The following is a 24,620-nucleotide window of genomic DNA, read 5'->3' on the forward strand; positions in this document are numbered from 1 at the left end:
TCGCGAGAGGCCGGATACATTTATGCAACTGGAATCGTCATTTGCGATGTCGCGAACCCTTGCAAGGACGGGGCGGACCATACATTCTTTCCCAAGAGGTCTTTTAAAGCCGCATTGTCCAGCATCGCATCTGCCAGGAGCCGTTTCAGCTTCGTGTTCTCGTCTTCCAGCGTCTTCAGCCGCTTGGCTTCGGATACGTCCATACCGCCGCATTTGGCCTTCCATTTATAGATGCTGGCATCGCTGACGCCGTGCTTGCGGCAAAGCTCTGAGACCGGCGTGCCAGTCTCGTGCTCCTTCAAAATGCCGATGATCTGCTCGTCGGTGAAACGGTTGCGCTTCATTCTCTGGTCCTCTCAATGGGCCAGAGCTTACTTCAAAATGGATTATTTCAACGGGGCAAGGTCACCGGCGCTGGGCGGCGGGCCGACGTTTGCAAATGGGGCAACGGGAGTTTGAGTAGAGGGCGCGGGCCTCATTAAAGAGGAAATCGCTCGTGACAGCTTTGAGTCGTTGGCGGTGCGCTTTCTTGGTGACTACCTCGCATTCGAACGCATCTGCGTGTGATGTGTGTTGGATGGCGCACTGGAGGTATGATGCAGTTTCGGAGTAAGGTCCGGTTCTGGGAGCGTGAAATCACAAAGGTCATGACCGAATTGGGAGCGCAAAGCGGTCATTGCGTGTGGGCCGCGAGTCACTCATCAAAATCGCGTTGCCAGCATCTTGCTCTTCATGGGGTTCGAACCCGCAAGCTTAGGCTTGCGATCTGGAAATCATTGAAAATTTAATCCTCTCAAGCTCCAGTGTCTCAAGATTAAGGTCGTTCAGATCCTACAATTCGTCAGCCGATGCAGGTGAACCGAACCAGATTGGCTCGTCTTCGAACTTTTTCTCCGATGTTTCTATCTTTGAAATCGCTGAAGGTTGGGAGGAAAGCTGGTATCAAAACACCAGCTGCACCTTCATCGACTGTGTTCGGTCTCCGGCGATTTCGAAGGCTGCGACGGCATCCTCAATCGGGTAGGTACCGGTCAGAAGCGGTGCAAGATCCACCCGTCGCTTGTTGATGAGGTCTACCGCCAGGCCGAATTCCTCGTGAAAGCGGAAAGTCCCCTTCATCTCGATTTAGCTGATGCCTTGCGAGGAACCGGTCACAAGGGCACGTTGCCCGGAAAGGTCGAAAAGGGGGAAGGTCATTCAAACCTCCTTACGATACGAGAAATGCCATATGGGTCGAGTGATGCGGCCGCCGATCAGATATCGACGACCAGGCCTTTTGCCTTCAGCACGGCTTCCAGGTTGGAGACTTCCACCACAGACTTTCCAGCCTTGTAGGCGGCGATATAGCCTGCTTCGGCATCCTCACGGGCCTGCGAAAGCTTCGCGACTTCCGCCACTTCGTTGCGGCGGACCACGACCAGACCATCTGCATCGCCAACGATGACATCGCCCGGATGGATGATCTCGCCGCCGACAATAATGGAATCGTTGGTCGTGCCGAGGGTCTCCTTGACGGTGCCCTTGATGCAGGTGCTGAGCGAGAAGACCGGCAAGCCCAGTTCGCGAAGCTGCAGCGTATCGCGCACGCCGGTATCCGTAACAAGACCACCAATACCCTTGGCAAGGCAGGCATTGGCCAGCACGTCCCCGAAATACCCGGCCTCTTCATACTCTCCGGCCGAAACCACGATGATATCGCCCGGCTTGGCATAGTTGATGGCCAGCTGCAGCATGATGTTGTCACGCGGCGAGGATTTGACCGTGAAAGCCGGACCGCACAGCTTCATGCGATAATCCACCGGCTTCAATCGCGACGACAATGCGCCGCGGCGGCCCTGGGCTTCATGGATCGTTGCCGGAGAGAACTTTGCAAGCGCCTCGATATCGACCTTGGACGGGCGTTCTGCGATGTCTTTGATGTGGATCACTTGGATTTCCTCGCACAGGTACCCGTGGCGGCAGAACCATCTCCACCGCCATGAACACTGACATTTTTTTGGTTGAGTTGGGTCCCGGCCGTTCGGCTTATGGGATCGGGTCGAATTTCAGTTCGGCAAGCGGCACGACCTTGTCGGTGCGTGTCATCTTGTAATCGGTGTTCGGGCCAAGCCACTTGTCCCAGATCTGGTTGAGTTCACCGGATGTATCGAGCTTGCGCAGGACCTCGTTGATCTTGGCGGTGAGCGCCGGATTGTCCTTGGCCATGCCGATGCCGATCGGCTGATAGAGCATCGGCTCCGGAATCATCCGCATTTCCTTGCCCTTGGTCTTCGATTCCAAGACCAGCTTGGTCGTCGTCATCGTGTTGGCGACCATGCCGCGAGCCTTGCCCTGCTGGGCGGCGAGATAGGCGGACGCCGTATCCTGGAAGGTCAAGGGATCGGACTTGTTGAGCTTGATCGACATTTCTGAGGTCGAGCCCTTGGTCGACGCCAGGCGCTGGCCCTCGAAATCAGCCTTCTTCTGGCCGGGATCGTCAGCCGGAACGATAAGCATTTCCTTGGCGAGATAATAGGGATCGCTGAACTGGATCTGTTCGGCACGGCTCACCGTATAAGCGAGATTGGCAACCGTGATGTCGACACGACCCAGCTTGACCTCGGGTACGCGCGCCTCGACGGACACAGGCTTGATTTCCGCCTTAACATCGAGCGCTTTGGCGATTGCGTTGCACAGATCGACGTCGAAACCGACCATTTCGCGGGTCTTCGGATCGGGCGAGGCGAAGGGGGGCACGTCGGCAAACGTCGCGCAACGCAGCGTCTTCGACGACATGATCGTGTCGAGTTGATCCGCCTTGGCCGGCGAGATGGCTGCGGTACCGGCAAGTGCCGCCGCCAGAGTGATGCATTTCCAGTTCATTGCTGCTCTCCTTTGTTTTATTGGTTTTGGATATCAGTGGCGCAGATCAGCGAGGAAACGCTGCGCACGGGGATGGCGGGGTGTCTTGAAGAACTCTTCCGGCGGAGCCGTCTCAAGGATTTCTCCCGCATCGATGAACCAGATGCGGTCGGCAACGTCGCGGGCAAACCCCATTTCATGCGTGACGCACAACATGGTCATCCCTTCAGCCGCGAGGCTTTTCATCACCGAGAGCACTTCCCCGACCATTTCGGGATCCAGCGCGCTGGTCGGCTCATCGAACAGCATGACCGGCGGCTCCATGGCGAGCGCACGGGCGATTGCCACCCGCTGCTGCTGTCCGCCGGAAAGCTGACCGGGATAAACGTTTGCCTTTTCGGCAAGCCCGACCCGATCAAGCAGTTTCAGCGCCTTGTCGTAAGCCACATGGGGCGCCACGCCCTTCACGCGCACCGGTGACATCGAGACGTTCTCGACCACCGACAGATGCGGGAAAAGGTTGAAGTTCTGGAATACGAAGCCGATGCTGCTGCGCAGAAGATTGAGCTTCTTCGCCGGCATCGCCGCGTGAATGTCCTGGCCGTCGAAGATGATCGACCCGCTGTTGATCTCTTCCAGACGGTTGATGGTGCGTATCAGTGTGGACTTGCCTGAACCGGACGGGCCGCAGATCACCACCACCTCGCCGCGCGCAACAGAGGCATCGATGTTTTTCAGAACAGGATGATCGCCATAGCTCTTGTAAACGTTGGACAGGCGGATTGCCGGAGCCTGTTGCGAAGTGGGTGCGGACATGGTCATGGCTGCTCCGATAGGATTTTGGACGACGCCAGAGTTGCAACTGTCGCGCGGGATGTGCCGGCGCGCCGGCGGGTAATCCGTCGCTCGATAACGTTGGCGACCTGGGTCAGGCTCCAGCAGATGGCGTAGTAGACGATCGCCAGGATCAGAAAGACCTGGAAGGGCTGTGTCAGAAGCTGGTTGTTGACCTGGCTGGCCGCGAAGGTGAGATCCGGCACGTTGATGACATAGCCGATCGTCGTATCCTTGATCGTGGACACGAAGGTCGAAATGATGCTCGGGATCATATTGTAAAGCGCCTGCGGCAGGATGATGAACCGCATCGCCCCCAGATAGCTGTGTCCCAGCGCCTTGGCTGCTTCCATCTGCCCATGACCGAGGGCGACGATGCCGCCGCGAACGACCTCGCTGAGGAATGCTCCCTGGTAGATGGCCAGCGTCGTCAGCATGGTGACGAAGCTTGGAACATCCGCCCCGGTCAACAGCGGCACCAGAAAATAGCTCCACAGAACCAGCATCAGCAGCGGCACACCGCGCGTGATGTAGACGAGCGCCGTGACGGGCCACCGCAACGCCCGCCATTTTGACAGGCGCGCCAGGGCAAACAGGATGCTGATCGGAAAGGCAAACGCGATACTCAGCGCCGACAGGATCAGCGTATTGACCAGACCACCCAGCGGGCCGTTCGGAAACTGACCGATCAATAGCAGAAGCCAGTAGTCCTTGATGATGGTGATGATGTCCGTGATCATGCGCGTGCCCTCCGAACCGGGTCTGCACGCATTGACAGGTAGGCACCGGCACCCATGATCAGCAGAGAAAAGAACAGATAGAGCACCGTGCCGATCAGGTAGATCTCGAAGGTCCGGAAGCTCAAGTTTTCGATTTCCTTGACCGCGTGGGTCAATTCCGGGGCCCCGATGATGATGGCCAGGCTGCTGTTCTTGAAGAGCGATACACTGTGATTGATCAGCGGCGGAAGCGCATTGCGGACACCCTGCGGCAGGATCACGAAACGCATGGCCGACAGATAACCATGGCCGAGTGCGGTGGCGGCTTCCATCTGCCCGGGACCAACGGAGCGCAGCCCGGAGCGCAAGTCTTCGCTGAAATAGGCCGCCTGGCACAGCCCGAGGCCAATGACGGCAAAGATGGTTTCGGCGTTATGCGCGGAAAGCCAGGCCGTCAACCCGTTCGGCAGCAAGGTGAAAATGCCGAAATACCACAGCATCAGCTGAACCAGCGTCGGCACGTTGCGATGATAGGAAACGTAGGCGGCTACCACGTATTCGCCGAAGCGAAACGGAGAAAAGCGGATGGACAGAAGCGTGAGCGCGAGGACCATCGCCAAAAGCCACGACCCGGCAAAGATGACGAACGTCATCTCGACGCCATGCAGCAGCATGGCGACAGAGGCCGGATCCTTGAGAATGGCCGAAAGGTCGAATCCACTCACCGCTTCGGCTCCCCGGGTTCGTCGGCCTGAAGCGGCTGGGGCCGTGCCGTCTGAAGCCCACCCATCACCTGGAGTGTCGGCGTGATCTCCATATGACCGATATTGACGGCCACCGGCGCAGCAATTGCAAAGGCTATCGCGTCCGCAATGTCGGCCGCCTGGGGGAGCTCGAAGCCGTCGATGAAGCGTTCGCGAATGCTCGGATCATTACCATGCACGTGGTTGAAGATATCCGTTGCCACGCGACCCGGGCAGACTTCCGTAACGCGGACACGCTTGCCGAAGGCATCCAGCCGCAGCTGGTTCGACAGCATGGCCACGCCAGCCTTGACGGCATGATAGGTGGAGTTGCCACCGAAATTGTAATTGCCGGCAATCGAAGAGATGTTGATGACGTGACCGCGGTCGCGGGCAACCATTCCCGGAACGATCAGGCGGCAGATGTGAAGAACCGCGCGCAGGTTGACGTCGACAAGCAGATCGATGTCCTCTTCATCGGCGTCCAAGAACTTCTTGGGCCGGTCGACCCCGGCATTGTTGACGAGGATGTCGAACGGAACCCTGGATGCGAGGTCGGCGATCGCGGCGCGATCCGTCACATCGATGACGTGCGCGATGCACCCGGTCCGTTCGGCAAGAGCCTTGAGCGCATCGCCGCTACGGGCAATGGCGTGCACTTCGATATACTCGCGACGGAAGCGTTCGACAATGGCAGCGCCGATGCCGGAGGATGCTCCCGTCACCAAGGCTGTCTTGTAATCGGAGAATGGCATTGAAGTCCCCTTTTTTTGTTGTCGCAGACATTAGCGACGCTTCAATTGCTTGCCTAAGACCGATTATATCTGGAGCAATAAGCAAGTTGTATGGAGCCCCGCTTCTGCGCCATTAACCGGAAGCCCCGCGTTTGCAAACGGCGCCCGCCTCTGTCAACATGCGTCGAGAGAGAACAAAAGCATCCCGATAAAATGGACATCAGGCGCCTCAAATCCTTCATCGTGATTGTCGACAGCGGGAGCATCACGCGTGCAGCCGATCTTCTGCACATCGCCCAGCCAGCGCTTAGCCAGCAGCTGGCCGCGCTGGAAGAACATTTTGGCCAGAAGCTTTTGATCCGCAGTCAGCAGGGTGTCAGCATGACGGATGCGGGCCATGCGGTGTATCGCCATGCCCAGATAATCCTGCGGCAGATGGAACAGGCGCAGGCCGATGCATCGGCAGCCGGCAATTCGCTGGCCGGACGCGTTTCCGTTGGCCTGGTGCCTTTCAGCAGCGCGGCCACCCTGTCTGTCGACCTTCTCGCGGAGACCCGCCGGCGTCATCCTGGCATCCTGCTGCACCTGACCGAGAGCGTCGGCCAGACCTATAGCCAGATGATCATGAACGGCCGATTAGAAATGGCACTGATCCACGGCACGGGGCCCATCAAGGGTGTGCGCTTCGATCCGATCCTCAGAGAGGACTTCTATCTTGTCGCGCATCGCGACTTCGCAATAGAGGATGATGGCAAGCCGGTGCCGCTGGCGGCGCTGGACGGCATGCCCTTGCTGATGCCGCCAGCCTATAATTTTGTGCGAAGGGCGGTAGATACCGCTTTCACACGCACCCGCAACAGTATGAAAGTGGTGGCGGAAGTGGAGATCGTGCGCACCTTGGCGCGCGCGGTGGCAGCCGGTCTCGGAGCCACGATCATGCCGAAGGCGATTGCAGATCGTATCGTAACGGAAACCAACGAACCGCTGGTCTGCCGGATCATCTCCCCGCGGATCGAGGAGACTTTGTCTTTATGTGTCTCCGATCAGAACCCGCTGTCGGAGCCGGCACTTGCGGTCAGGGACATTCTTGTCGAGCTGACCGAAGGCCTGAAGATTTAGCAGCCTACTAGCGCATGTCCTTGCAGAACTGCGCAATACGGGCACAGCCCTCCTCCAGCATCTCCATGCTGGTTGCGTAGGAAATGCGGAAGAACGGGCTCATGCCATAGGCGGCGCCCTGAACGGTGGCGACGTGGTGTTCATCGACCAGCGCCATCACGAAATCGACGTCGGTCGCGATCTTGCAGCCGCCCTTGCTGGTCTTTCCGATCAGGCCAGCCATGTTGGGATAGACGTAAAAGGCACCTTCGGGCTTGTGGCAGCGAAGTCCTTCCACCTGGGACAGCTTGTCGATCACAAAATCTCGACGCGCTTTGTAGATCGCCGCCCGTTCCTTCAGCAGGTCCTGCGGACCATCGAGTGCGGCAATCGCAGCCGCTTGGGTCAGGGTCGAGATGCCGCCGCTGTTCTGGCCATTGACATTGCTGATCGCGGCCATCAGTTCCTTCGAACCGCTGGCACAGAAGCCCAGCCGCCAACCGGTCATCGCATAGGCCTTCGAGACGCCATTCATCGTCAGCACGCGATCATAGAGACGGGGCTCGACCTCAGCGATCGTGCAGAATTCGAAATCGTCGTAGACCAGATGCTCGTAGATGTCATCGGTCAGGATCAACACGTCAGGATGGCGCAGCATCACTTCAGCGATCGCCGCCATCTCGGCCCGCGAGCAGGCGGCGCCGGTGGGATTGTTCGGGAAGTTCAGAAACAGCCACTTGGTCCGCGGCGTGATGGCGGCTTCCAGGTCTTCCGCGCGCAGCTTGAAGCCGGCCTGCTCAAAGCAAGGGACAGCGACAGGAACGCCACCGGCGAACTTGACGATATCGGCATAGCTGACCCAGGAGGGTGTGGGGATCACGACTTCATCGCCGGGATTGCAGGTTGCCAGCATCGCATTGAAGATGACCTGCTTACCGCCGGCCGAGACGATAATCTGGCTAGCATCGTAATCCAGATTGTTATCGCGCTTGAACTTCCTGGAAATGGCGGCCTTGAGCGCTGCCGTGCCGTCCATGGGCGGATATTTGGTGTCACCGTTCAGGGCGGCAGAATAGGCGGCCTCGATTGCGTGGGCTGGCGTCGGAAAGTCGGGCTCACCGGAGGAGAGGCTGACGACCTTGATACCCTTGGCTGCCAGCTCTCGGGCGCGCTGGGTCATGGCTGCGGAGGCGGAGATGGAGACATTCTTCAGGCGGTCGGCTGTGACGGACATCAGCATGGTCTTTCGATGGTGGATTGAAATTGGACGAGCGCCCGCTGGGCGATCAGGCATGTCAGCTGGCAAGCTCCGCCGCAGGAGCAAGCTTGGCGCCGGACGCCTCGATTTCGCTGCGGACGATGCGGGCAAGCTCCAGCGAACCGGGCGTGTCGCTATGGACGAGAATGGACCGCGCCTGCATTGGAATGACCGTTCCATCGATTGCCTCGACGGTTCCATCAACGAGGAAGCGACGCACGCGGGCGCGTACCGATGCCTCGTCCTTGACAAGCGCGCCAGGCAGACCACGCGCAACAAGTTTGCCACGCGCGTCATAGGCGCGGTCAGCGAGGAACAAGTCCAGTGTCTTCAAGCCAGCCCGCTTTGCAGCCTTTTCAATTTCGCTGCCTGCGGTGACGAAAACAGCCAGACCCGGGTCCACCGCGACAATCGCCTGCATCATCAGGTCTGCAACGGCCGGATCACGCTCGACCATCGTTCCCATGGCCGCGTGGAAGCTGAAATGGCCAACCTTCATACCCTCGGCTCTGGCGATCGCGATCAGGGCACCGAGCTGGTAAAGCATCTGCTGGCGCAGTTCATCCGGCTGATACGGCATTTCGCGACGCCCGAAACCGAGCCGGTCCGGCAGACCCGGATGCGCACCGATACCGACGCCGTTGGCCTTCGCCAGCCGCACCATCCGCACCATCGTATCGGGGTCGCCGCCATGAAACCCGCAGGCGATGTTGGCGGAGGAAACGATCTGCATCATCGCCTCGTCGTCGCACAGCCGGTACGGACCAAATCCTTCGCCCATGTCGGAATTCAGATCGATCTTCATCCTAAGTTCCTCTCATCGCCGATAGCCCGCATACTCAAGCCATTGCCTTCAGAGCGCGTTTGACCATCGGTATGGTCTGCCTCAAATCTGCGATGTAGCGTTCGACGGCTTTTTCCACCGCACGCGCCTCCGCATGGCTCGACCGGACGAACTGCACGCGGCTGCCGATCCGGGCCTGGCCGAGACGCCACAGATCGCATTCGATCACACCGGCAATCTTCGGGTAGCCGCCGGCCGTATTCGCATCGCTCATCTGCACGATGGGTTCGCCTCCGGGCGGAACCTGGATCACTCCCGGCACCACGCCATGCGATCGCATCTCGACGGTTTCCGTCGGCACGATGGCGTCGCCGGACAGGCGGTAGCCTGTACGATCACTGCGCGACGAGATGCGCCAGGTCTGATCCCAGAACGCCTTGCCATCATCCGCAAAGAGGCCATGCTCGCCGGCCGGCAGGGCACGGATCAGCAACGTTCCATCAGGGGATGAAGGGAAAACATCCTGCAGCGCTATCGACGGCTCCACCACCGCCAGACCCGAGGCGGGCAGCGGAATGTTCGTGGAGGCAGCCCCCGCGATTATCTGGTCGCCCTTCTCCAGCGGCCGGCCCGCATATCCGCCAAAGCCGCCGCGCAAGGAGGTGCTGCGCGACCCCATGACCGACGGCACGTCCAAGCCGCCGGCAACACAGAGATAGGCGCGGGCGAGTTTCGGCGGCTGCCTCAGCTCAAGAATCTGGCCCGCCTCGGCAGTGAAGGCGCACCATGCAGGCAGCTCGATACCATCCAAGACCGGATTGCCATCCGTGCCGGTAACGGCAAACACGGTGCGGTCGGTGAATTGCAGGCGGAAGGGAAATGTCTGGATCTCCAGCGCGGCCGCGCCCTCGTCATTGCCGACAAGACTGTTGCCGATCCTGACGGCAAGAGGATCCATGGCGCCGCTGGCCGAAACACCGATATCGCGATAACCTGGACGTCCGAGGTCCTGCACGGTGTTGAAGGGGCCAGTTTCAAGGATTTCAATCATAGCTCGATCCTCGCGGGCACGAACCGGACAATATCGCCCGGCGCCATCATGGCTGGCGTCGGTGATTGCGGGTCAAACATCTGCAGATCGGCAAAGCCTATGGAATTCCAGCCATTGGGTCCGGTGAGCATGGCAACCCCGGTCTGCATGCCGCCGATTGTCACGCAGCCCTTCTCCATCTTCAGCGACGGTACGGTCTTGCGGGGCATGTAGATGCGGGGATCAAGACCGTGGAGATAGCCAAAGCCCGGCGCGCTGCCGAGCGCGAACACCCGGTAGGTCGCCTCGTGATGGATACGGACCACCTCGCGATCGGTAAGCCCCGACAGGTCACACAATGCCGGCAGATCGGTCGCGTATTTTCCACCGTAGTGAACGGGGATCTCGATGGTTTTCCCGGCAAGATCGATGCTGCGAGCAGCGTCCCAGGCCTCATACAGCCGATCGATGACCTCAGCCGGATCCTCGGGCGTCTGCTTGAAAATTGCGAGAAGGTTGGTCATGCCGGGAATGATTTCCGCCAGCTCGGGCCAGCCCTTCAGTGTCTGGGACAGGGCCCAGATGCGACGTTGGGCGGGCAGGTCGAACTCACCGGGCGCCTCCAGCAGAAAGGATCGGCTGCCGATCGCGGAGATGCGAGCATGGTCCTTGACGACGGGAATGATGGTCAATGGCTGCATGTGTGTGTGCACTGTCGCTATCATGACTGGGCCTCGATCTCGAACAGGGCATCCCCGAACCCGACCAGCGTGCCAGGTTCTATCAGCCGCCTGGTCAAGACACCGGAATGTCCCGCTCTCAGGGGAACCAGAACATGACCGACCCGCGAAAAGCCCAGAACATCGGCGGCAGCGACGGAATGTGGAAGGTCTGCTGAAGCGGAATCCCGGAGCTGAAAAATCCCCGCCATCGGTGCCTTGATCACAGCGGGTTTGGATGAAGCCTTGGCCGCTTGCGAAACGTGGTTTTCACCACCGGAGACGACAATGCGCAGTTTCCCGGAGGCGCTTGAGATTTCCAATCCGTCCACACCGGCGGCTGTCAGCGCTTCGGTCAGAAAGGCAATCGTTTTCGGATCGCTAAAGTCGATCGCGCTCATGGCGTGGCCCTCTGTTTCAGCCATTGCTCCAGATAGTGGATGTCCGTCTCGCCTTTCGCAAAAGCCGCATCCTCGAACAGTGCGCGCAGGAACCAAATGTTGGTGGAAATGCCATCCACGCGCGTGTCGGCAAGCGCCTGGCGCATCCTGGCCAATGCTCCGGCACGCGTCGGTGCATGGACGATCACCTTGGCAATCAGCGAGTCGTAGTAGGGAGAGACCTTGTAGCCGGCATGGATGTGGGTATCGACACGGATGCCCTCACCTTCAGGCAGCTCGAGCCCGGTGATCACGCCTGCAGACGACATGAATGTTTCGGGGTCTTCGGCATTGATGCGGCACTCAAAGGAATGGCCTACGCACGTCACTTGCTGTTGGGTCAGTTCCAACGGAATGCCCTGCGCCGCCTTGATCTGCTGCTGGACGATGTCGATCCCGGCCGTCAGCTCGGTGACCGGATGCTCGACCTGCAGCCGCGTGTTCATCTCGATGAAGTGGAACGCCCCGTTCTCGTAAAGAAACTCGAAGGTTCCGACCCCGCGATATCCGATCTGCCGGCAGGCGTCGACACAGGCCTCACCGACCGGGCCGATGATCTCCGGAGCAATCCCGGGAGCCGGAGCTTCCTCGACAACCTTCTGGTGACGCCGCTGCATGGAGCAATCGCGATGCCCGAGCCAAACGGCGTTGCCATGGGCGTCGCAGAGGACCTGGATCTCGATATGACGCGGATGCTGGAGAAACTTCTCCATGTAGAGCGCCGGCGAACCAAAGGCCTGGCGCGCTTCCTCCCGCGTCAACGCAAGCGCATCCTGCAATCGGGCCGGTTCTGTCACCACCCGCATGCCGCGACCGCCGCCGCCACCGATTGCCTTGATGATCACAGGATAGCCAATCTCGAGCGCGATCTGTTCGACGAGGCTCTGGTCGTCCGGCAGCGCCGTGTCCGGGCCGGGAACGCAGGGCACTCCGGCGGCGATCATTGCGCGCTTCGCCGCTATCTTGTCCCCCATCTTGGCAATCGAGGCGGCATTGGGCCCGATGAAAACCAGACCTGCAGTCTCGATAGCCCGGGCAAAGGCAGCATTTTCCGAAAGAAAGCCGTAGCCCGGATGAATGGCCCCTGCCCCGGTCAGACGGGCTGCGAGAAGAATGGCGTCCTTGTTCAGATAGCTTTTGGACGCGCTGGACGGGCCGATGCAGAGAACCACGTCCGCAGATTTGCCGTAGGACGCGTCACGATCCGCCTCGGAACAGACTGCCACGGTTTTGAGTCCGAGATCGCGGCAGGCGCGCTGAACACGCGTTGCGATCTCGCCGCGGTTTGCGATGAGGACTGTGTCAAACAGCGGCTTATGGTCGGGAAGTGACGACATCAAGCGATCTCCGCCAGCAGGTTGCCCGTCTCTACTTCACCGCCATCGATGTCTGTGAGGTGGACAATGCGCCCCGAACGCGGCGCAGAAATTGTGTTGAAAACCTTCATCGCCTCGATGACGAAGAGGGTCTGCCCCTCCTCAACTGCATCGCCCAGCTTGACGAAGGGTGGCTCGCCCGGGGCCGGGGCTCGGTGCAGGACCCCAAAGACAGGTGCCTTGACGGGCACGGCAGCAGCCTGGGTTTCAGCGGTGGCACTCTCAGATGCGATGGCAACCACCGCGGGGTTCGTGGAGGCCGAGGAAGCATGACCCGACTGGTGGTTGCGAAAAATGCGGACTGTCACGTCCTTTTCGGTGACCGCCAGTTCGGACACGTTCGATTGCCCGACAAAGTCGATGAGTGCTTTGATTTTCGACAGATCCATAACGCGCCTGGTAGTTCAGAATGACGGCGCCGCCCCTAGCGATCGGGACCGGGCCAATGAAGTTCATTCCGTACCATGAGCGCTTCAACGATGGGGTCAGACGAAGTTTGAATGGATAAGCCTCATCCACGACTTCAGCCCTGATCATGTCAAAATCGAAGGGCGGATGGCGAGGCTATTCATCTAAGGAAATTGTCTGAAAGTATAAGGGAATATTTATAGATCAAAATGTCTTTTCGCCTTGAATGGAGTTGAACCCCCGACCCCCTATTTTCGCGAGAGGATGCGAGCGGACTAAAGCTTTGGTTGGATAGAAGAAATGATTTGGGCGTAACTCCCGCTGAGAAAATTCGGCGCGCGAAGAAATACATCGCAGGTCCCAAGTCCATGGCTGCCCACATTTTTTTAGCGCGCAGTCGTGGTGCGGCTGGTTTTCCGAAAACAACCGAACAGCAACCGGGAGGAGATGCATCAGCTCAACGCCAACATCATACCGGTTCTCCCCTATTAAATAGGGGACTGCCGTCGCCATCGAAACGCTGCGGGCGTTGTGGCAAAGCGCAAGCTCGCCTATCAGCGCGATCGCAATCCGGCAGACGACGTTGTCGAGGAACCCGCGAACGACTGGCCGGCCGCCGATATCCGGACCGAGGCGAAGGAGTAGCTATATGATCCCGTCGAATCATCGCAGATTAGACAACTCGGCAATTTGCCTTACACGCGCGCAGTAGGATGCGCTAAGGGCGATCGCGTTTTACCGTCGTCAGAAAAAGTCGGCAAAGGCTGGCTGGTGGGTGACAGGCGGCTTGCGGTAAAGATAGTTGAGCGGGTCGCGCACTTGGAACTGGTGGAGGAAAGTTTCGTGCGAGGCGAACCGGTGCTGCGACCGACGATCGTCCGGCAAGCGATCAAGGCTCGCCTGCTCCGTTAGCCGTCCACGACTGCTATCGCCTTCGAAGGCCCCATTCTTTCTCGAATTCTGTCTCGAAATTTGAAGCTGAATTGTCCGGTGGGGGCTCCCGCCGAGGTGTCTTTGGTTTAAAAACGATCGAAAGACCTTCTGCAAAGGCTTTCCCGTTCCGGGAGCCGATAGAATACTGAACCACAGTGCCGCTTTCCAGTGTTGGAAGATTGGCTTCCTCGACCTTTGAGATATGCAGGAAGACGTCTGCAGTGCCATCGTCTGGTGTGATGAAGCCAAACCCCTTGGCTGCACTGAACCACTTCACCTTGCCGGTCGGCATGTATGAACTTTCCTTTCAGAGGGACAATTGCCCGCATTTTGCAGCCACCAACCGTAAACGCAAGCGACACGCCTACCTCGACGAGACGCGATAGGTCCGACATGGCCGGCATGAGCAACATCCGGTTATTGCGAACTGGACGGGTCTGTCATTTTGACCTATTTACAGAATTCTGTAATTTTAAAGTTTGGAATTTGCTATGACACCGCTCGAATACGACAACATTTTCGACTCGATCACAGACGATCCGATTGAGGCCGCGGATTTGACGTTGCGATCCGATCTCGTCAACACGCTGGTTGCGATCTTCAAAGAACGCGGTTGGAAAAACGCCGATATCGGAGCGGCGCTTAATATCCCGCAGTCGCGGGTAAGTGAACTCGTACGCGGCAAGATCGCCGTACTCTCGGTCCAAAAACTTTTTGGATACCTTGCGTCGCTTGGTTACCGCTTCAAGCCATCGCTGGATGGCAACCATCACGTGGTTTGCCGCGTCGAGGAAAAACAAAAAGAGGCCGCATAAGCGGCCCCTCTTTGTTACGGTTACGGGGGGCGTCGCCTTAAGCTGGGACAGGGTGCGCGTCTGGCATCGTGTCAGCCTTCACGCGTTGATTAACATAGTGATCTGCCGCCATGTTGCGTTGGCGTTGGAGCGAAGCTGGCGGTGATCTGCCGCGGCCAGGTGTTTGCGGTGAAGAAGAAAGAGATTGGCGACTTGGCCGTGGGTTGAAATGAAACGCTGGCATTGCCGCGCCGACTTGAAGCGCATCATGCGCCGTTCCCATCGTCGCACGGGAAGATGTGAAGTCTCGGCGCGGTTGTTGATGCCCTTATGTGACCGATGCTCGACGCCCGGCATCAATTCGGACGTGGCGGCAGAGTAGGACCGCAGCTTGTCGGTGATCATAACCCGTGGGGTGGTACCCTGACCCTTGAGCAGTTTGCGCATCAGCCGGAGGGCGGCTCGCTTGTTTCTCCGGCTTTGCAGCAGGGCGTCGAGGACGTAACCGTTTGCATCGACTGCCCGCCACAGCCAGAATTTCTTCCCCTTGATCGTCACCACCATTTCGTCGAGCTGCCATTTATCAGCAAATTGACCGCGGGACCGTCGACGAAGCTGATGAGCGAATTTGAGGCCGAACTTCGCAGCCCATTCCGAGACGGTCTGAAACGAGACCTCAATGCCGCGCTCGGCCAGCAGATCTTCGACGTCTCGAAAGCTGAGTGGAAACCGGTAATAGAGCCAGACCGCATAGGCGATGATCTCGGCGGGAAAACGGTGGCGTCTGAAATGAGCAGGAGAGATTTCGGTCATTGCCACCAATACCAACCCGTTCACCACAGAGACGTTAATCCGACGCTACCCATTGCTTGGCGAGTCGTGGCGCGATCATTTTTGCCTCATGTCCAAATGAGGCGAGTAAGCGCGCCCAATGATGCGAACCACCACAATTAAAGCTCTCATCTCGAATGCCGGCCGCCACCTGGTGGATAGCCGCATAGGAGCGGAGTGCCAGGGCTTCAACGCTGCTTTGGGAAAGGTCATGTAGGCGAGCACGTCCTGCTCGGTGCTGTCCATGAGACTAGCGAGCTTCGATACCTTCAGCCTGATCTGTTCGGCGATGTTGCGCCACTGCGTGCTTGCGGCCTCCGGTGTGTCGTGAGCAAACGCCGTGGCAATGCGTAGCAAATCGCCCATAACCAGGCGGATGCGGGTTGCAGGGCAATATTACGCCAAAATGGAGCGAAAAAACTTTAATCGCCTATTGCATTACGATCGTATTTTTATATTATGACTGTAATTTAATGACCGGCTTTCATCATGGATCCGGCGTTCTGCATCACCACATTTATCGTGAGGGTTTCATGACCGAAACAGTTCAGAAAGCAGTCGTTACAGGAGCATCAACGGGGATCGGTGCTGTTTATGCCCGGAAGCTGGCCGAACGGGGATATGACGTGATTGCGGTGGCAAGAAACGCGGAGAGACTCGAAGCGAATGCGAGCCGGATCAGCCAGGATACTGGTCGTAAGGTCGAGGTTGTCGTTGCCGATCTTTCTCGGTCTGATGAAGTGATAAAGCTCGCCGAGCGTATTACGGATGATCCGACGATCGCCTTTCTCGTCAACAACGCCGGTTTAAGTCTCCAGGGCGGTGTCCTCCAGAGTGGCCTTGACGAGGCGGCGGCGATGATCGCTGTCAACATCACCGCACCGACACTCCTTTCCGTCGCAGCCGCTAAGGCCTTTAGCAAGCGGGGCAGGGGCGGCGTTGTCAACATCAGCTCGGTTACAGCTTTTGCTCCCGAGATGTTCGATGGCGCCTATAGTGGCACTAAAAGCCACCTCATCAACCTAACTCTGTCGCTGGCGGGCAAAACCAAAGATGCCGGCGTGCGATTTCAGGCGGTTTTGCCTGGGCCGACCGACACCGAGATGTGGGGACGCAGTGGGGTTCCAGAAAGCGTTGTCCCGCGCTCGATGATTATGAGCCCTGAAGACCTTGTGACCGCGGCTCTCGTCGGTTTCGACAAGGGCGAAGTCCTCACGTTGCCGACAGTCGCCGATGAAGAGAGCTGGAAAGCCTACGAGAACGCTCGTCAGAGCCTTTGGGGCTCGCTTGCTGCAGGTCAACCCGCACCGCGCTATCGCCAGACCGCCGCGACAACTTAGTTCTTGGCGCTTCTTGCTGGTGAGGAAGAGGCTTCGCTCGTCTTCACCATCCGCACAGGCGCCGATCGAAGCACCGTTCGGCAAGCTCGCACAGTTTCCTGGCGCCTGACACACTGTCGGCCGCCCCCACCAGTTTCAGTTCAAAAAATAGCCCGCTCGAGTCCGCCTTGAGCGATGGCCCAACCGTGAGCTGAGAGCGCATTCAAGGAGAATTCAAATGGATCAAGGCGCGAGTTCGAAGCAAAGTGCTGCAGGGGGTCTGGGAGCTGCGAACGCAAAGCCCGGATCGTCAGCAATCGGGCAAAATGCAGCTAAGCTCCGGGCACGTGAGGCGATGCTGCATGGCCCAATCTTCAAGACGATGATGCGCCTTGCGCTCCCAACGGTCGTCGTGCTGATCGCCCAGACTCTCGTGAACGTCGCGGAGACCTTCTACGTCTCGCGACTTGGAACGGATGCGCTCGTCGGCGTGGCATTGGTGTTCCCTGTCTGGATGCTGATGACAATGATGGCCGCTGGCGGGATCGGTGGGGCGTAGCCTCAGCCGTTGCGCGCGCCGCAGGCGCCGGCCGGCATGAGGATGCGAACGCGCTTGTTCTGCATACACTCGCAATCGCTGTGGTCTTTGGCTTGTTGTTCTCGGTCCTCACCATTGGGTTAGGCAGTAAGCTCTATCTGGCCTTAGGAGGATCGGGCGCGGCCCTGCATTCAGCGCTCGTGTACTCAAACTTTATCTTCCTGGCCGCTGTTCCGATCTGGATCGTCAATCTTCTGTCCGCAGCACTTCGCGGTATCGGCAACGTGCGGGTTCCTGCATTGGTGACCTTCGTCGGCGCGGCTGTGCTCGTCCCACTTTCCCCCGCGCTCATCTTCGGTATCGGACCATTTGAAGGGTTCGGCGTCGCCGGAGCCGGCATCGCCGTAACGCTCTTTTACTGCGGGGCGGCTGTTGTAATGCTGCGCTACATGGCCAGCGGCAACTCAGGACTGCGCCTGACGCGCGACAGACTGCGCTGGTCCATGTTTCGGGACATCCTCAAAGTCGGTTTGCTTGCCGCGCTCAACACCATTCAGTTGAACCTGATGGTTCTGCTCGTCACCGCAGCTGTCAGCCGCTTCGGCGTCGATGCGATCGGAGGCTATGGGACGGCTTCCCGGCTCGATTACGTGCTCATCCCGATCTTGTTCGGCCTCGGCACAGCGATCCTCACCATGGTCGGCACGAATGTCGGGGCTGGCCACATCGCAAGGGCAAAGAAGATCGCCTGGTTCGGATCCGCCGTCAGTCTGGCTTTCACGGAGATCGTCGGGCTTATCGTTGCGTTCGTTCCCTGGCTATGGATCGAGATATTCTCGCACGATGCCGCCGTGCTGGAAACGGGGTCGTTGTACTTCAGGATTGTCGCACCCTTTTACGCCGCCAACGGGATCATCTTCGCACTGAGCTTTGCCGCACAAGGCGCCGGTCGCATGGGCTGGGTCTTCATAGCCGGCGCGGTTCGACTTGTTATCGCGGCTGGCGGTGGGTGGCTCGCCGTCGTGGTCTTCGACGCTTCTGAGGCAGGCCTGTTCGCAATCATCGCTTTCGCCTTGACGGCCGCGGCCGCCATTTGCGCGGCTGCCGCTCTTACCGGCGCCATGTGGCCTTCAGAAGGAGAGAAAGCCGGCGTGGCTGCGAAGTCAACATAACCGTCGACCCGCCCGGCCTCGGTCCCATCCATTGCAAGCATTCAAGGACATCACATGACACAGGCATCCCCCGCCACATGGCGCATTGGTGAGGCGACCGTGACCCGGATCGAGGAACTCTTAGGTCCTGCTTTCCGACCCAGCGAATTGCTGGCGAGCTTCGATCAAGCCGTGCTCGAGGAACATCTTGAGTGGATGGCGCCCAACTTCTACGCGCCGGCGACGGATCAATTCATCATGTCGGTCCATTCCTGGCTGATCCAGACGCCGCACCACAATATTCTCGTGGACACCTGCTGCGGAAACGCCAAGCAGCGACCTGGGTCGCCGCACTTCCATCAGCTCGCAACACCTTACCTCGACCGCCTGAGATGCGCCGGCGTAGCGCCCGAGGACATCGACTATGTCCTTTGCACCCATCTACACGTCGACCATGTCGGGTGGAACACGCGCCTGCTCGACGGCCGCTGGGTACCCACCTTCCCGAATGCGAAATACGTCTTCTCCAGGGAAGAACTAGATTTCTGGGACCCCGCAAACAACCCGCATTTGCCCGAGGAGCCACGCGATGTCTTCGCGGACTCAGTGCTACCGATAATCGCGGCAAAGCAGGATCAGGTCGTCAGCATGACCGACCAGCTTGGCGACAACCTTCTAATCGAACCCGCACCCGGACACTCACCCAGTCAGGTCCTGCTTCGGTTGCAAGGCGGCACGGACGAAGCTCTGTTCATCGGCGATGTCATGCATAACCCAATCCAGGTTTATCAGCCAACCTGGAATAGCCGGGTCTGCCTGGACTCGGAGCTCGCAGTGAAGACGCGCCTGCGGGTGCTGAACCATGCCGCAGAACACAACAGCCTTTTGTTCCCGGCCCATTTCGGGGTTCCTCACGCCGGCCGTATCCGCACCCGAGGGGACGGATTTGCGTTTGCGCCGGAAGAGGCGCGTCGGTCAGCACATTCGTGAAAGCGGAGGCCGCAATCATGCCAAAGACATCTTCAACTCTCCTCCCGGACGGCATCCGTCAGAGAACCGTCCGGGCCAACAATCTCGACTTTCCTGTGCTGGAAGCGGGTTCTGGTCCCCTGGTGCTTTGCATGCACGGTTTCCCTGATCACGCGCGAAGTTGGATTCCCCTTCTCAAGCTGCTGGCAGATGCGGGGTATTGGGCCGTAGCCCCTTTCATGCGCGGCTTTTGGCCAGGCGGTGGTGCGCCGGACGGCTCCTATCGGGCCGCTGCAACGGGCCTTGCTGTTCTTGCCCTCATCTCCTCCCTCGGACGCACAGACGCCGATCTGATCGGACATGACTTTGGGGCGCGTGCGGTCTATGCGGCGGCAAGCTTGGATCCGACGCGCGTACGCAAGCTGGTTGGCCTCGCGGTCCCGCACGGTCCCCAACTGGGTAGAGCGTTTGTGGCGAACGGCGACCAGCAGCGTCGCAGCTGGTACATGTTCTTCTTCCAGACGCAGCTTGCGGAAGTCGCCGTACCACTTGACGACTATGCCTTCATCGATCGGCTCTGGCGCGAGTGGTCGCCGGGCTTTGTCCTGTCCTTGGAGGACCGCGCCGCGCTGCACGCGATGTTTGCCGAGCCGGGGGTGTTGTCGCAAACGCTTAGCTACTATCGGCAGCTGTTTGCTGCGCCCTCTGCAGATATAGCCACTCAGGACCTCGAGGCGCGGGCCAGCTGCCTGATCCAGGTGCCCTCGCTTTACCTCCACGGTGCACAAGACAATTGCATGTCGCCGGACCTCAGCGACGGCATAGAGGCAGTGTTCAGCAAGGGACTGCAAAAGATCGTTCTGCCCGGGGTCGGGCACTTCTTGCATCTAGAGCAGCCTGAAGAAGTGGCGAAGCGAATACTAGAATTCCTGAAGTCATGACGGGTCGGAGCGAGTCGTTCAAGGCCTCGATCCACTTAACCACCACGCTCGAGGAGTTGTCGAAACGCGGCTCCACGAACTGGTTACAACCGAAATCCCAATGATCGTAGATCTATATTACGATCAAAATTTTATATTAGTCCGGATGAAAGCTCCGGCTTGCGAGGAAAAATGTCCACCATCGATAACGTGACACATTCATCTAATTCCACGCCATCGGAGGCCGCGGACCTCGCCGCCCTCGGGCTCGCCGCCGCCGCTCGGGCAATCCGCAGCGGCGACGTGAGTTCGGAGGCCTATGCCACCGCCCTGTTAGAACGAGCTCGGGCGGAGGCGGCCCTGAGCGCGTTCATCATCATCGATGAAGCCGAGGTTCTTAACGCCGCCCGTGCAGCGGACAAGGCAAGAGCCGCTGGCGCGTTGGCTCCGCTCCTAGGAGTTCCGCTCGGCGTCAAGGACAGCTACCTGACAAGGGGCCTGCCGACGAGCCTCGGACTTGAGCCGCTCGCCAATTTCATCCCGCGGGAAGACGCGGACGCCGTACGCGCCATCAAGGACGCCGGTGCTTTGCTATTCGGTAAGAATAACCTCGTGGAGGTGTCTTTCGGGCTCACTGGCCATAACGCTGCCTTCGGCCAAGTGAAGAACCCCGTGTCGCGTGATCGGGTCTCGGGTGGTTCGTCCAGCGGTTCAGCTGCATCGGTGGCCGCCGGCATCGTGCCGGCATCCTTAGGCGGCGACACCATTGGATCGATCCGCGTTCCAGCGTCGCTATGTGGTGTGGTCGGTTTCAAACCGACGACGGGCCGATGGCCGCGCGGCGGCGTCGCGCCGATCTCGCATACGCTTGATACGACGGGTGTGATCGCACGCAGCGTGGCGGACTGCGCGCTCGTAGACCAGGTCGTCACCGGCGGTTCGGTCCCGGATCTCTCGACTGAAGTCAGTGGCCTCAAAGGCGTTCGGCTGGTTTATGCGCCTCGGCAGTTTCTCGATCTGATTGATCAGGACCTCGAGACGCGCTTCCGCGAAGTGGTGAAGCAACTGCGGGGTGCCGGCGCCGAGATAATCGAGGTCGACCTCGGCGACGATTTCAGCGGTTTGGCCAGTTCCGCAACCTGGAGCATCATGTTCCATGAGACGATGGGCGCACTTTCTGAATTTCTCCGACAACACGATGTTCCGCTGATCTTTGAGGGAGTTGTCGACAGCCTTAAGCCGGAATTGCAAGGGGCATGGCGCTACATGATCCTCCCGGACGGCGGCGGCGCGACCTCGCCGGAAACCTATCAGGACGCACTCACTGTCAGCAGGCCTAAAGTTCAACGGCGTCTTAATGCGGCCTTTGCCGAACACGGAGCACAAGCGATTTTGCAACCGACCACGCCCTGCACGGCGCCGCTCATCGAACAGCAGGCGAAGTTCCTGATAGGAGAAAGGGAGGTCAACGATCTGGTTCTGGCAAACCATACGTTGGTGGCAAGCCTGCTAGGCCTGCCTGGCATCAGCATTCCGGCGGGCACCTCGCGCGGTGGCCTGCCGATCGGCATTGAACTGGACGCTCCGGCTAATGGCGATCGACATCTTCTGGGTCTCGCACACCGCATCGAAGGTGTGTTAGCTGGCAGCGCGATCGATTGAGCGAGGAAGGAAAGATGCGGTTCGAGAAGGGGCATAAGGCGGAGACACGGCGGCACATCCTTGCGGTCGCGTCGAAGCAGTTTCGCAAGGAGGGAATTGAAGCAGCCGGCATCGCCGGCATCATGAAGGAGGCTGGGCTGACCAATGGCGCCTTCTATCCCCACTTCAAGTCGAAGGAGGAGCTTGTTCGCGAGGCGGTATCATCTGCGGTGGGCGAGCAGCAGGAACGGGTTGAAGAGAGCGTGCGATCCGGGCGCGACCTTGAGGGCGTGCTTCGGACCTATCTCAGCATGGGTCACCTGAACAGTCCCGCATGTGGGTGTCCGTCGGCCTCTCTTTTACCCGAAATCTCGCGCCAGCCTCTGTCGACCAGACAGACATATGAAGACGGGATAAACAGTTATCTCGCAGTGTTGACGCCTCTCATTGCAATTTCCGATGCTGCTGTCGCGCATCAACGAGCAACTGCGATTTTTACGCTCATGGTTGGCACGCTTCAATACGCACGGGCCGTGGCAGATCCTGTTGCCGCTGAAGCGATTTTGGAGGGTGGTGTCCAGGCGGCGATGCTGCTTGCAAGGGGGCCCTGAGGTCTAGGCTCAGGACTCGTTAAATCACAGCCAGAAGATGACGGCTGCGGCGATGCATATGCTTGAGAAGAAGGTATGGGCGCATCGGTCGTATCGGGTTGCGATGCGCCGCCAGTCCTTGAGCTTGGCGAAGAGGTTCTCGACCCTGTGGCGCTTCTTGTAAAGTTGCTTGTCGTATGAGTATGGCACCTTTCTGCTTCGGCTCGAAGGGATGCAGGGTTCGATGCCTTTTGCCAGCAAGGCTTCCCGGAACGCCGTGCTGTCGTAGCCCCGGTCTCCAATCAACGTTCTGGCTGGTGGCAGGACATCCAGAATAAGGCGTGCCCCCTTATGGTCGCTCATCTGGCCTTCGCTGAGCAGCATGATAATCGGGCGTCCCTCGCCATCGCAGACAGTGTGCAGTTTGGAATTCAATCCACCTTTGGTTCGCCCGATACGACGGGGAACATCCCCTTTTTGAGCAAGCTCGCCGCCGTCCGGTGTGCTTTCAGGTGCGTGGCGTCGATTATAATGCGCTCGGGCCTGGGACCTGCACCGGCCAGCGCTGCGAAGATGCGGTCGAACACGCCAAGCCGGCTCCAGCGGATGAAACGGTTATAGAGCGTCTTGTGCGGCCCATAGTCCTTTGGTGCGTCCTTCCATTGCAGGCCATGCTTGATGACGTAGACAATCCCGCTGACAACACGGCGATCATCGACGCGCGGTACACCGTGCGCAAGCGGAAAATGCGGCCCAATACGAGCCATCTGGCCCTCGCTCAGCAAAAACAAATCACTCATCATAATCTCCTTCCGGAAACCCTGAATCACATCTCAATCCAAATTAATAGGTCCTGAGCCTAGTCGCCTGCATCGCTTCAACGGCCTATTGGCAAAAGACTGTTTCGCCGGTTCGCTTCCTTTCAAGAGCGAAACGAACAATCGAATTCGCGAGTGGAATGGATCTTCGATCACGCTAGCATCTGAAGCCCGTGCTTCTTCACGAGCGCAAGCAGCTTCAGCGCAGGCCCGCTAGGCCGTTTGGCGCCAGTCTCCCACTTTTGCACCGTCGACTGACTGGTGTTCAGATAGCGCGCGAACACGGGCTGGCTGACGTGGTTCTTTTCACGAAGGGCCTTGATCTCCTCTGGCGTGAGTTCAGACGGGACCACAAGACAATCGTTGTCGAATGTCCGCATCGTTTCCTTATCGATGGTCCCAGCCGCGTACATGCCTTCGACAGCACTGTGGATTGCCTCGAAGGCATCGCTTTTGAACTTTCGATTAGTTGCCATGGTCTATCTCCAAAAGGGTGCCGGTCTCAAGTTCCGCCTCGAGATCAGTTTTCGTCTTGCGGCGGTAGAGGTCAGCGAGCTTCCGGAACGCCAGAAGCTCGTCGTCGTCAATGTTCGCTCGATTCTTCTTTGCGAAGAGATAGGCGAACACCCAGAACTCGCCTGCCTTGGCCAGAACGATCGAACGATGCATGTTGTCGTTAAGACGCTTCTTGAAGACGCCACCTCCAAGATCGTCGGCCTGCCCAAGAGCGACTTGGCGGATTGCCGCCGACAAAGCCTTGTCGGAAATGCGCGCCTTCTTTGCCGCCTTGGCGAACCATGCTGTTTTGAACACTCTGTCTGACATCGGATTATATAGCACTAAGTGCTATATCCATCAAGGTATGGGGAGAGAACTATGTGGTTTTCCATACCTGATTCTCAGAATTCGGGCAGTAAGGGCAGCCTTGTCTTGCGGCAGGTGCCATCAAAGGACTGCTGCCGCGAAAAAAGGCAACGCCTCGCCAGCGCTCCGGCTTGTATACGTCGAGATCGGTCGGCATGACGTTGAAGTCTCCGACAAGGGCGACGGGCACATCGAGCTCGAACAGTTCCGCCGCGTAGGAATGCAGCCGCCCGAACCAGCGGAGTTTGCAAAAATAGCTACCGCGGAT

26 protein-coding genes and 5 pseudogenes are annotated in these 24,620 nt (G+C 58.9%); 9 read left to right on the top strand and 22 right to left on the bottom strand.

Going from position 1 to position 24,620, the window contains the following annotated elements; all coding sequences use genetic code 11:
- Positions 1–86 precede the first annotated feature (86 nt).
- The 8 genes and pseudogenes from FHT28_RS33575 to FHT28_RS33610 all read right to left on the bottom strand — a co-directional run.
- A pseudogene (locus FHT28_RS33575) lies at positions 87–344 on the bottom strand (transposase); the annotation flags it as partial.
- Positions 345–942: 598 nt separating this feature from the next.
- A pseudogene (locus FHT28_RS33580) lies at positions 943–1,125 on the bottom strand (L-idonate 5-dehydrogenase); the annotation flags it as partial.
- A 128-nt stretch (positions 1,126–1,253) separates the two neighbouring features.
- Positions 1,254–1,928: a 4-carboxy-4-hydroxy-2-oxoadipate aldolase/oxaloacetate decarboxylase gene (locus FHT28_RS33585; RefSeq protein ID WP_168598616.1), complete on the bottom strand. Its 675-nt coding sequence runs from the start codon at positions 1,926–1,928 to the stop codon at positions 1,254–1,256.
- A gap of 97 nt (positions 1,929–2,025) precedes the next feature.
- On the bottom strand, positions 2,026–2,862 hold the full coding sequence (locus FHT28_RS33590; protein ID WP_168598617.1) for an ABC transporter substrate-binding protein: 837 nt from the start codon (positions 2,860–2,862) through the stop codon (positions 2,026–2,028).
- A gap of 33 nt (positions 2,863–2,895) precedes the next feature.
- A complete protein-coding gene (locus FHT28_RS33595; RefSeq protein WP_168598618.1) occupies positions 2,896–3,663 on the bottom strand; it encodes an amino acid ABC transporter ATP-binding protein in 768 nt (255 codons plus the stop codon).
- Positions 3,660–4,415, bottom strand: coding sequence for an amino acid ABC transporter permease (locus FHT28_RS33600; protein WP_168598619.1), 756 nt, complete (start codon positions 4,413–4,415; stop codon positions 3,660–3,662). The genes FHT28_RS33595 and FHT28_RS33600 overlap by 4 nt, the downstream gene beginning before the upstream one ends.
- The gene (locus FHT28_RS33605; RefSeq protein WP_168598620.1) at positions 4,412–5,119 is read right to left on the bottom strand and encodes an amino acid ABC transporter permease; all 708 of its coding nucleotides are present in this window, start codon (positions 5,117–5,119) and stop codon (positions 4,412–4,414) included. Before FHT28_RS33605 ends, FHT28_RS33600 begins: the two co-directional genes overlap by 4 nt.
- On the bottom strand, positions 5,116–5,892 hold the full coding sequence (locus tag FHT28_RS33610) for an SDR family oxidoreductase (protein ID WP_168598621.1): 777 nt from the start codon (positions 5,890–5,892) through the stop codon (positions 5,116–5,118). Before FHT28_RS33610 ends, FHT28_RS33605 begins: the two co-directional genes overlap by 4 nt.
- Positions 5,893–6,084: 192 nt before the next feature.
- Between FHT28_RS33610 and nac the strand changes: the two genes are divergently transcribed.
- Entirely contained in the window at positions 6,085–6,990 is a 906-nt protein-coding gene (nac, locus tag FHT28_RS33615; protein WP_168598622.1) for a nitrogen assimilation transcriptional regulator NAC, read from the top strand.
- Positions 6,991–6,997: 7 nt separating this feature from the next.
- Here the strand turns inward: nac and FHT28_RS33620 are convergent, their stop codons facing one another.
- The 8 genes and pseudogenes from FHT28_RS33620 to FHT28_RS36940 form a co-directional block, all read right to left on the bottom strand.
- Entirely contained in the window at positions 6,998–8,203 is a 1,206-nt protein-coding gene (locus FHT28_RS33620; RefSeq protein ID WP_210255966.1) for a pyridoxal phosphate-dependent aminotransferase, read from the bottom strand.
- A 61-nt stretch (positions 8,204–8,264) separates the two neighbouring features.
- Entirely contained in the window at positions 8,265–9,032 is a 768-nt protein-coding gene (locus tag FHT28_RS33625) for a 5-oxoprolinase subunit PxpA (protein WP_168598624.1), read from the bottom strand.
- Between the two features lie 34 nt (positions 9,033–9,066).
- Positions 9,067–10,062, bottom strand: a complete 996-nt coding sequence (locus tag FHT28_RS33630) for a biotin-dependent carboxyltransferase family protein (RefSeq protein ID WP_168598625.1) — start codon at positions 10,060–10,062, stop codon at positions 9,067–9,069.
- Positions 10,059–10,742 carry a 5-oxoprolinase subunit PxpB gene (gene pxpB / locus FHT28_RS33635; RefSeq protein WP_246705025.1) on the bottom strand — a complete coding sequence of 228 codons (684 nt, stop codon included), beginning with the start codon at positions 10,740–10,742 and terminating at the stop codon, positions 10,059–10,061. Before pxpB ends, FHT28_RS33630 begins: the two co-directional genes overlap by 4 nt.
- Before the next feature lie 20 nt (positions 10,743–10,762).
- The gene (locus FHT28_RS33640) at positions 10,763–11,161 is read right to left on the bottom strand and encodes an acetyl-CoA carboxylase (RefSeq protein WP_168598627.1); all 399 of its coding nucleotides are present in this window, start codon (positions 11,159–11,161) and stop codon (positions 10,763–10,765) included.
- Positions 11,158–12,537, bottom strand: coding sequence for an acetyl-CoA carboxylase biotin carboxylase subunit (locus FHT28_RS33645; RefSeq protein ID WP_168598628.1), 1,380 nt, complete (start codon positions 12,535–12,537; stop codon positions 11,158–11,160). The genes FHT28_RS33640 and FHT28_RS33645 overlap by 4 nt, the downstream gene beginning before the upstream one ends.
- Positions 12,537–12,965, bottom strand: a complete 429-nt coding sequence (locus FHT28_RS33650) for an acetyl-CoA carboxylase biotin carboxyl carrier protein subunit (RefSeq protein ID WP_168598629.1) — start codon at positions 12,963–12,965, stop codon at positions 12,537–12,539. Before FHT28_RS33650 ends, FHT28_RS33645 begins: the two co-directional genes overlap by 1 nt.
- A 1,052-nt stretch (positions 12,966–14,017) precedes the next feature.
- Positions 14,018–14,209, bottom strand: a pseudogene (locus FHT28_RS36940) (cold-shock protein); the annotation flags it as partial.
- Between the two features lie 199 nt (positions 14,210–14,408).
- Here FHT28_RS36940 and FHT28_RS33660 point away from each other — a divergent pair.
- Positions 14,409–14,732: an XRE family transcriptional regulator gene (locus FHT28_RS33660; protein ID WP_168598631.1), complete on the top strand. Its 324-nt coding sequence runs from the start codon at positions 14,409–14,411 to the stop codon at positions 14,730–14,732.
- A 78-nt stretch (positions 14,733–14,810) separates the two neighbouring features.
- Here FHT28_RS33660 and FHT28_RS33665 read toward each other — a convergent pair whose 3' ends face one another.
- Entirely contained in the window at positions 14,811–15,524 is a 714-nt protein-coding gene (locus tag FHT28_RS33665) for an IS6 family transposase (protein WP_168598632.1), read from the bottom strand.
- Between the two features lie 219 nt (positions 15,525–15,743).
- Positions 15,744–15,890 (bottom strand): annotated as a pseudogene (locus FHT28_RS36580) (IS256 family transposase); the annotation flags it as partial.
- A gap of 35 nt (positions 15,891–15,925) precedes the next feature.
- On the opposite strand from FHT28_RS36580, the gene FHT28_RS33675 reads away from it, so the two are divergent.
- From FHT28_RS33675 to FHT28_RS33700, 7 genes are all read left to right on the top strand, one after another.
- Complete coding sequence (locus FHT28_RS33675; protein WP_210255958.1) at positions 15,926–16,882, top strand: SDR family oxidoreductase; 957 nt, start codon at positions 15,926–15,928, stop codon at positions 16,880–16,882.
- A 217-nt stretch (positions 16,883–17,099) separates the two neighbouring features.
- The gene (locus tag FHT28_RS35970; protein ID WP_210255959.1) at positions 17,100–17,420 is read left to right on the top strand and encodes a hypothetical protein; all 321 of its coding nucleotides are present in this window, start codon (positions 17,100–17,102) and stop codon (positions 17,418–17,420) included.
- Positions 17,372–18,571 carry an MATE family efflux transporter gene (locus tag FHT28_RS33680; RefSeq protein ID WP_210255967.1) on the top strand — a complete coding sequence of 400 codons (1,200 nt, stop codon included), beginning with the start codon at positions 17,372–17,374 and terminating at the stop codon, positions 18,569–18,571. Before FHT28_RS35970 ends, FHT28_RS33680 begins: the two co-directional genes overlap by 49 nt.
- Before the next feature lie 99 nt (positions 18,572–18,670).
- The gene (locus FHT28_RS33685; protein WP_210255960.1) at positions 18,671–19,540 is read left to right on the top strand and encodes an MBL fold metallo-hydrolase; all 870 of its coding nucleotides are present in this window, start codon (positions 18,671–18,673) and stop codon (positions 19,538–19,540) included.
- 17 nt (positions 19,541–19,557) lie between these two features.
- Positions 19,558–20,460 (top strand): alpha/beta hydrolase, encoded by a 903-nt coding sequence (locus FHT28_RS33690; protein ID WP_168598634.1) that lies wholly within the window; start codon positions 19,558–19,560, stop codon positions 20,458–20,460.
- A 171-nt stretch (positions 20,461–20,631) separates the two neighbouring features.
- Complete coding sequence (locus tag FHT28_RS33695; RefSeq protein ID WP_168598635.1) at positions 20,632–22,101, top strand: amidase family protein; 1,470 nt, start codon at positions 20,632–20,634, stop codon at positions 22,099–22,101.
- 14 nt (positions 22,102–22,115) lie between these two features.
- Positions 22,116–22,691: a TetR/AcrR family transcriptional regulator gene (locus tag FHT28_RS33700; RefSeq protein ID WP_168598636.1), complete on the top strand. Its 576-nt coding sequence runs from the start codon at positions 22,116–22,118 to the stop codon at positions 22,689–22,691.
- A 24-nt stretch (positions 22,692–22,715) separates the two neighbouring features.
- On the opposite strand, the gene FHT28_RS33705 is transcribed toward FHT28_RS33700, so the two are convergent.
- The 4 genes and pseudogenes from FHT28_RS33705 to FHT28_RS36585 form a co-directional block, all read right to left on the bottom strand.
- Positions 22,716–23,470, bottom strand: a protein-coding gene (locus tag FHT28_RS33705) for an IS5 family transposase (RefSeq protein WP_168598657.1) whose coding sequence is annotated in 2 segments (ribosomal slippage) — positions 22,716–23,137 and positions 23,137–23,470 — 756 coding nt in all. Because the reading frame shifts where the segments join, the coding sequence is not laid out codon by codon here.
- A gap of 170 nt (positions 23,471–23,640) precedes the next feature.
- Complete coding sequence (locus tag FHT28_RS33710; protein WP_168598637.1) at positions 23,641–23,964, bottom strand: DNA-binding transcriptional regulator; 324 nt, start codon at positions 23,962–23,964, stop codon at positions 23,641–23,643.
- Positions 23,954–24,313, bottom strand: a complete 360-nt coding sequence (locus tag FHT28_RS33715; RefSeq protein ID WP_168598638.1) for a type II toxin-antitoxin system RelE/ParE family toxin — start codon at positions 24,311–24,313, stop codon at positions 23,954–23,956. Before FHT28_RS33715 ends, FHT28_RS33710 begins: the two co-directional genes overlap by 11 nt.
- Before the next feature lie 157 nt (positions 24,314–24,470).
- Positions 24,471–24,599: pseudogene (locus FHT28_RS36585) on the bottom strand (exodeoxyribonuclease III); the annotation flags it as partial.
- Positions 24,600–24,620 lie beyond the last annotated feature (21 nt).

Source organism: Rhizobium sp. SG570, from assembly GCF_012275345.1.
GTDB lineage: Bacteria > Pseudomonadota > Alphaproteobacteria > Rhizobiales > Rhizobiaceae > Rhizobium > Rhizobium lusitanum.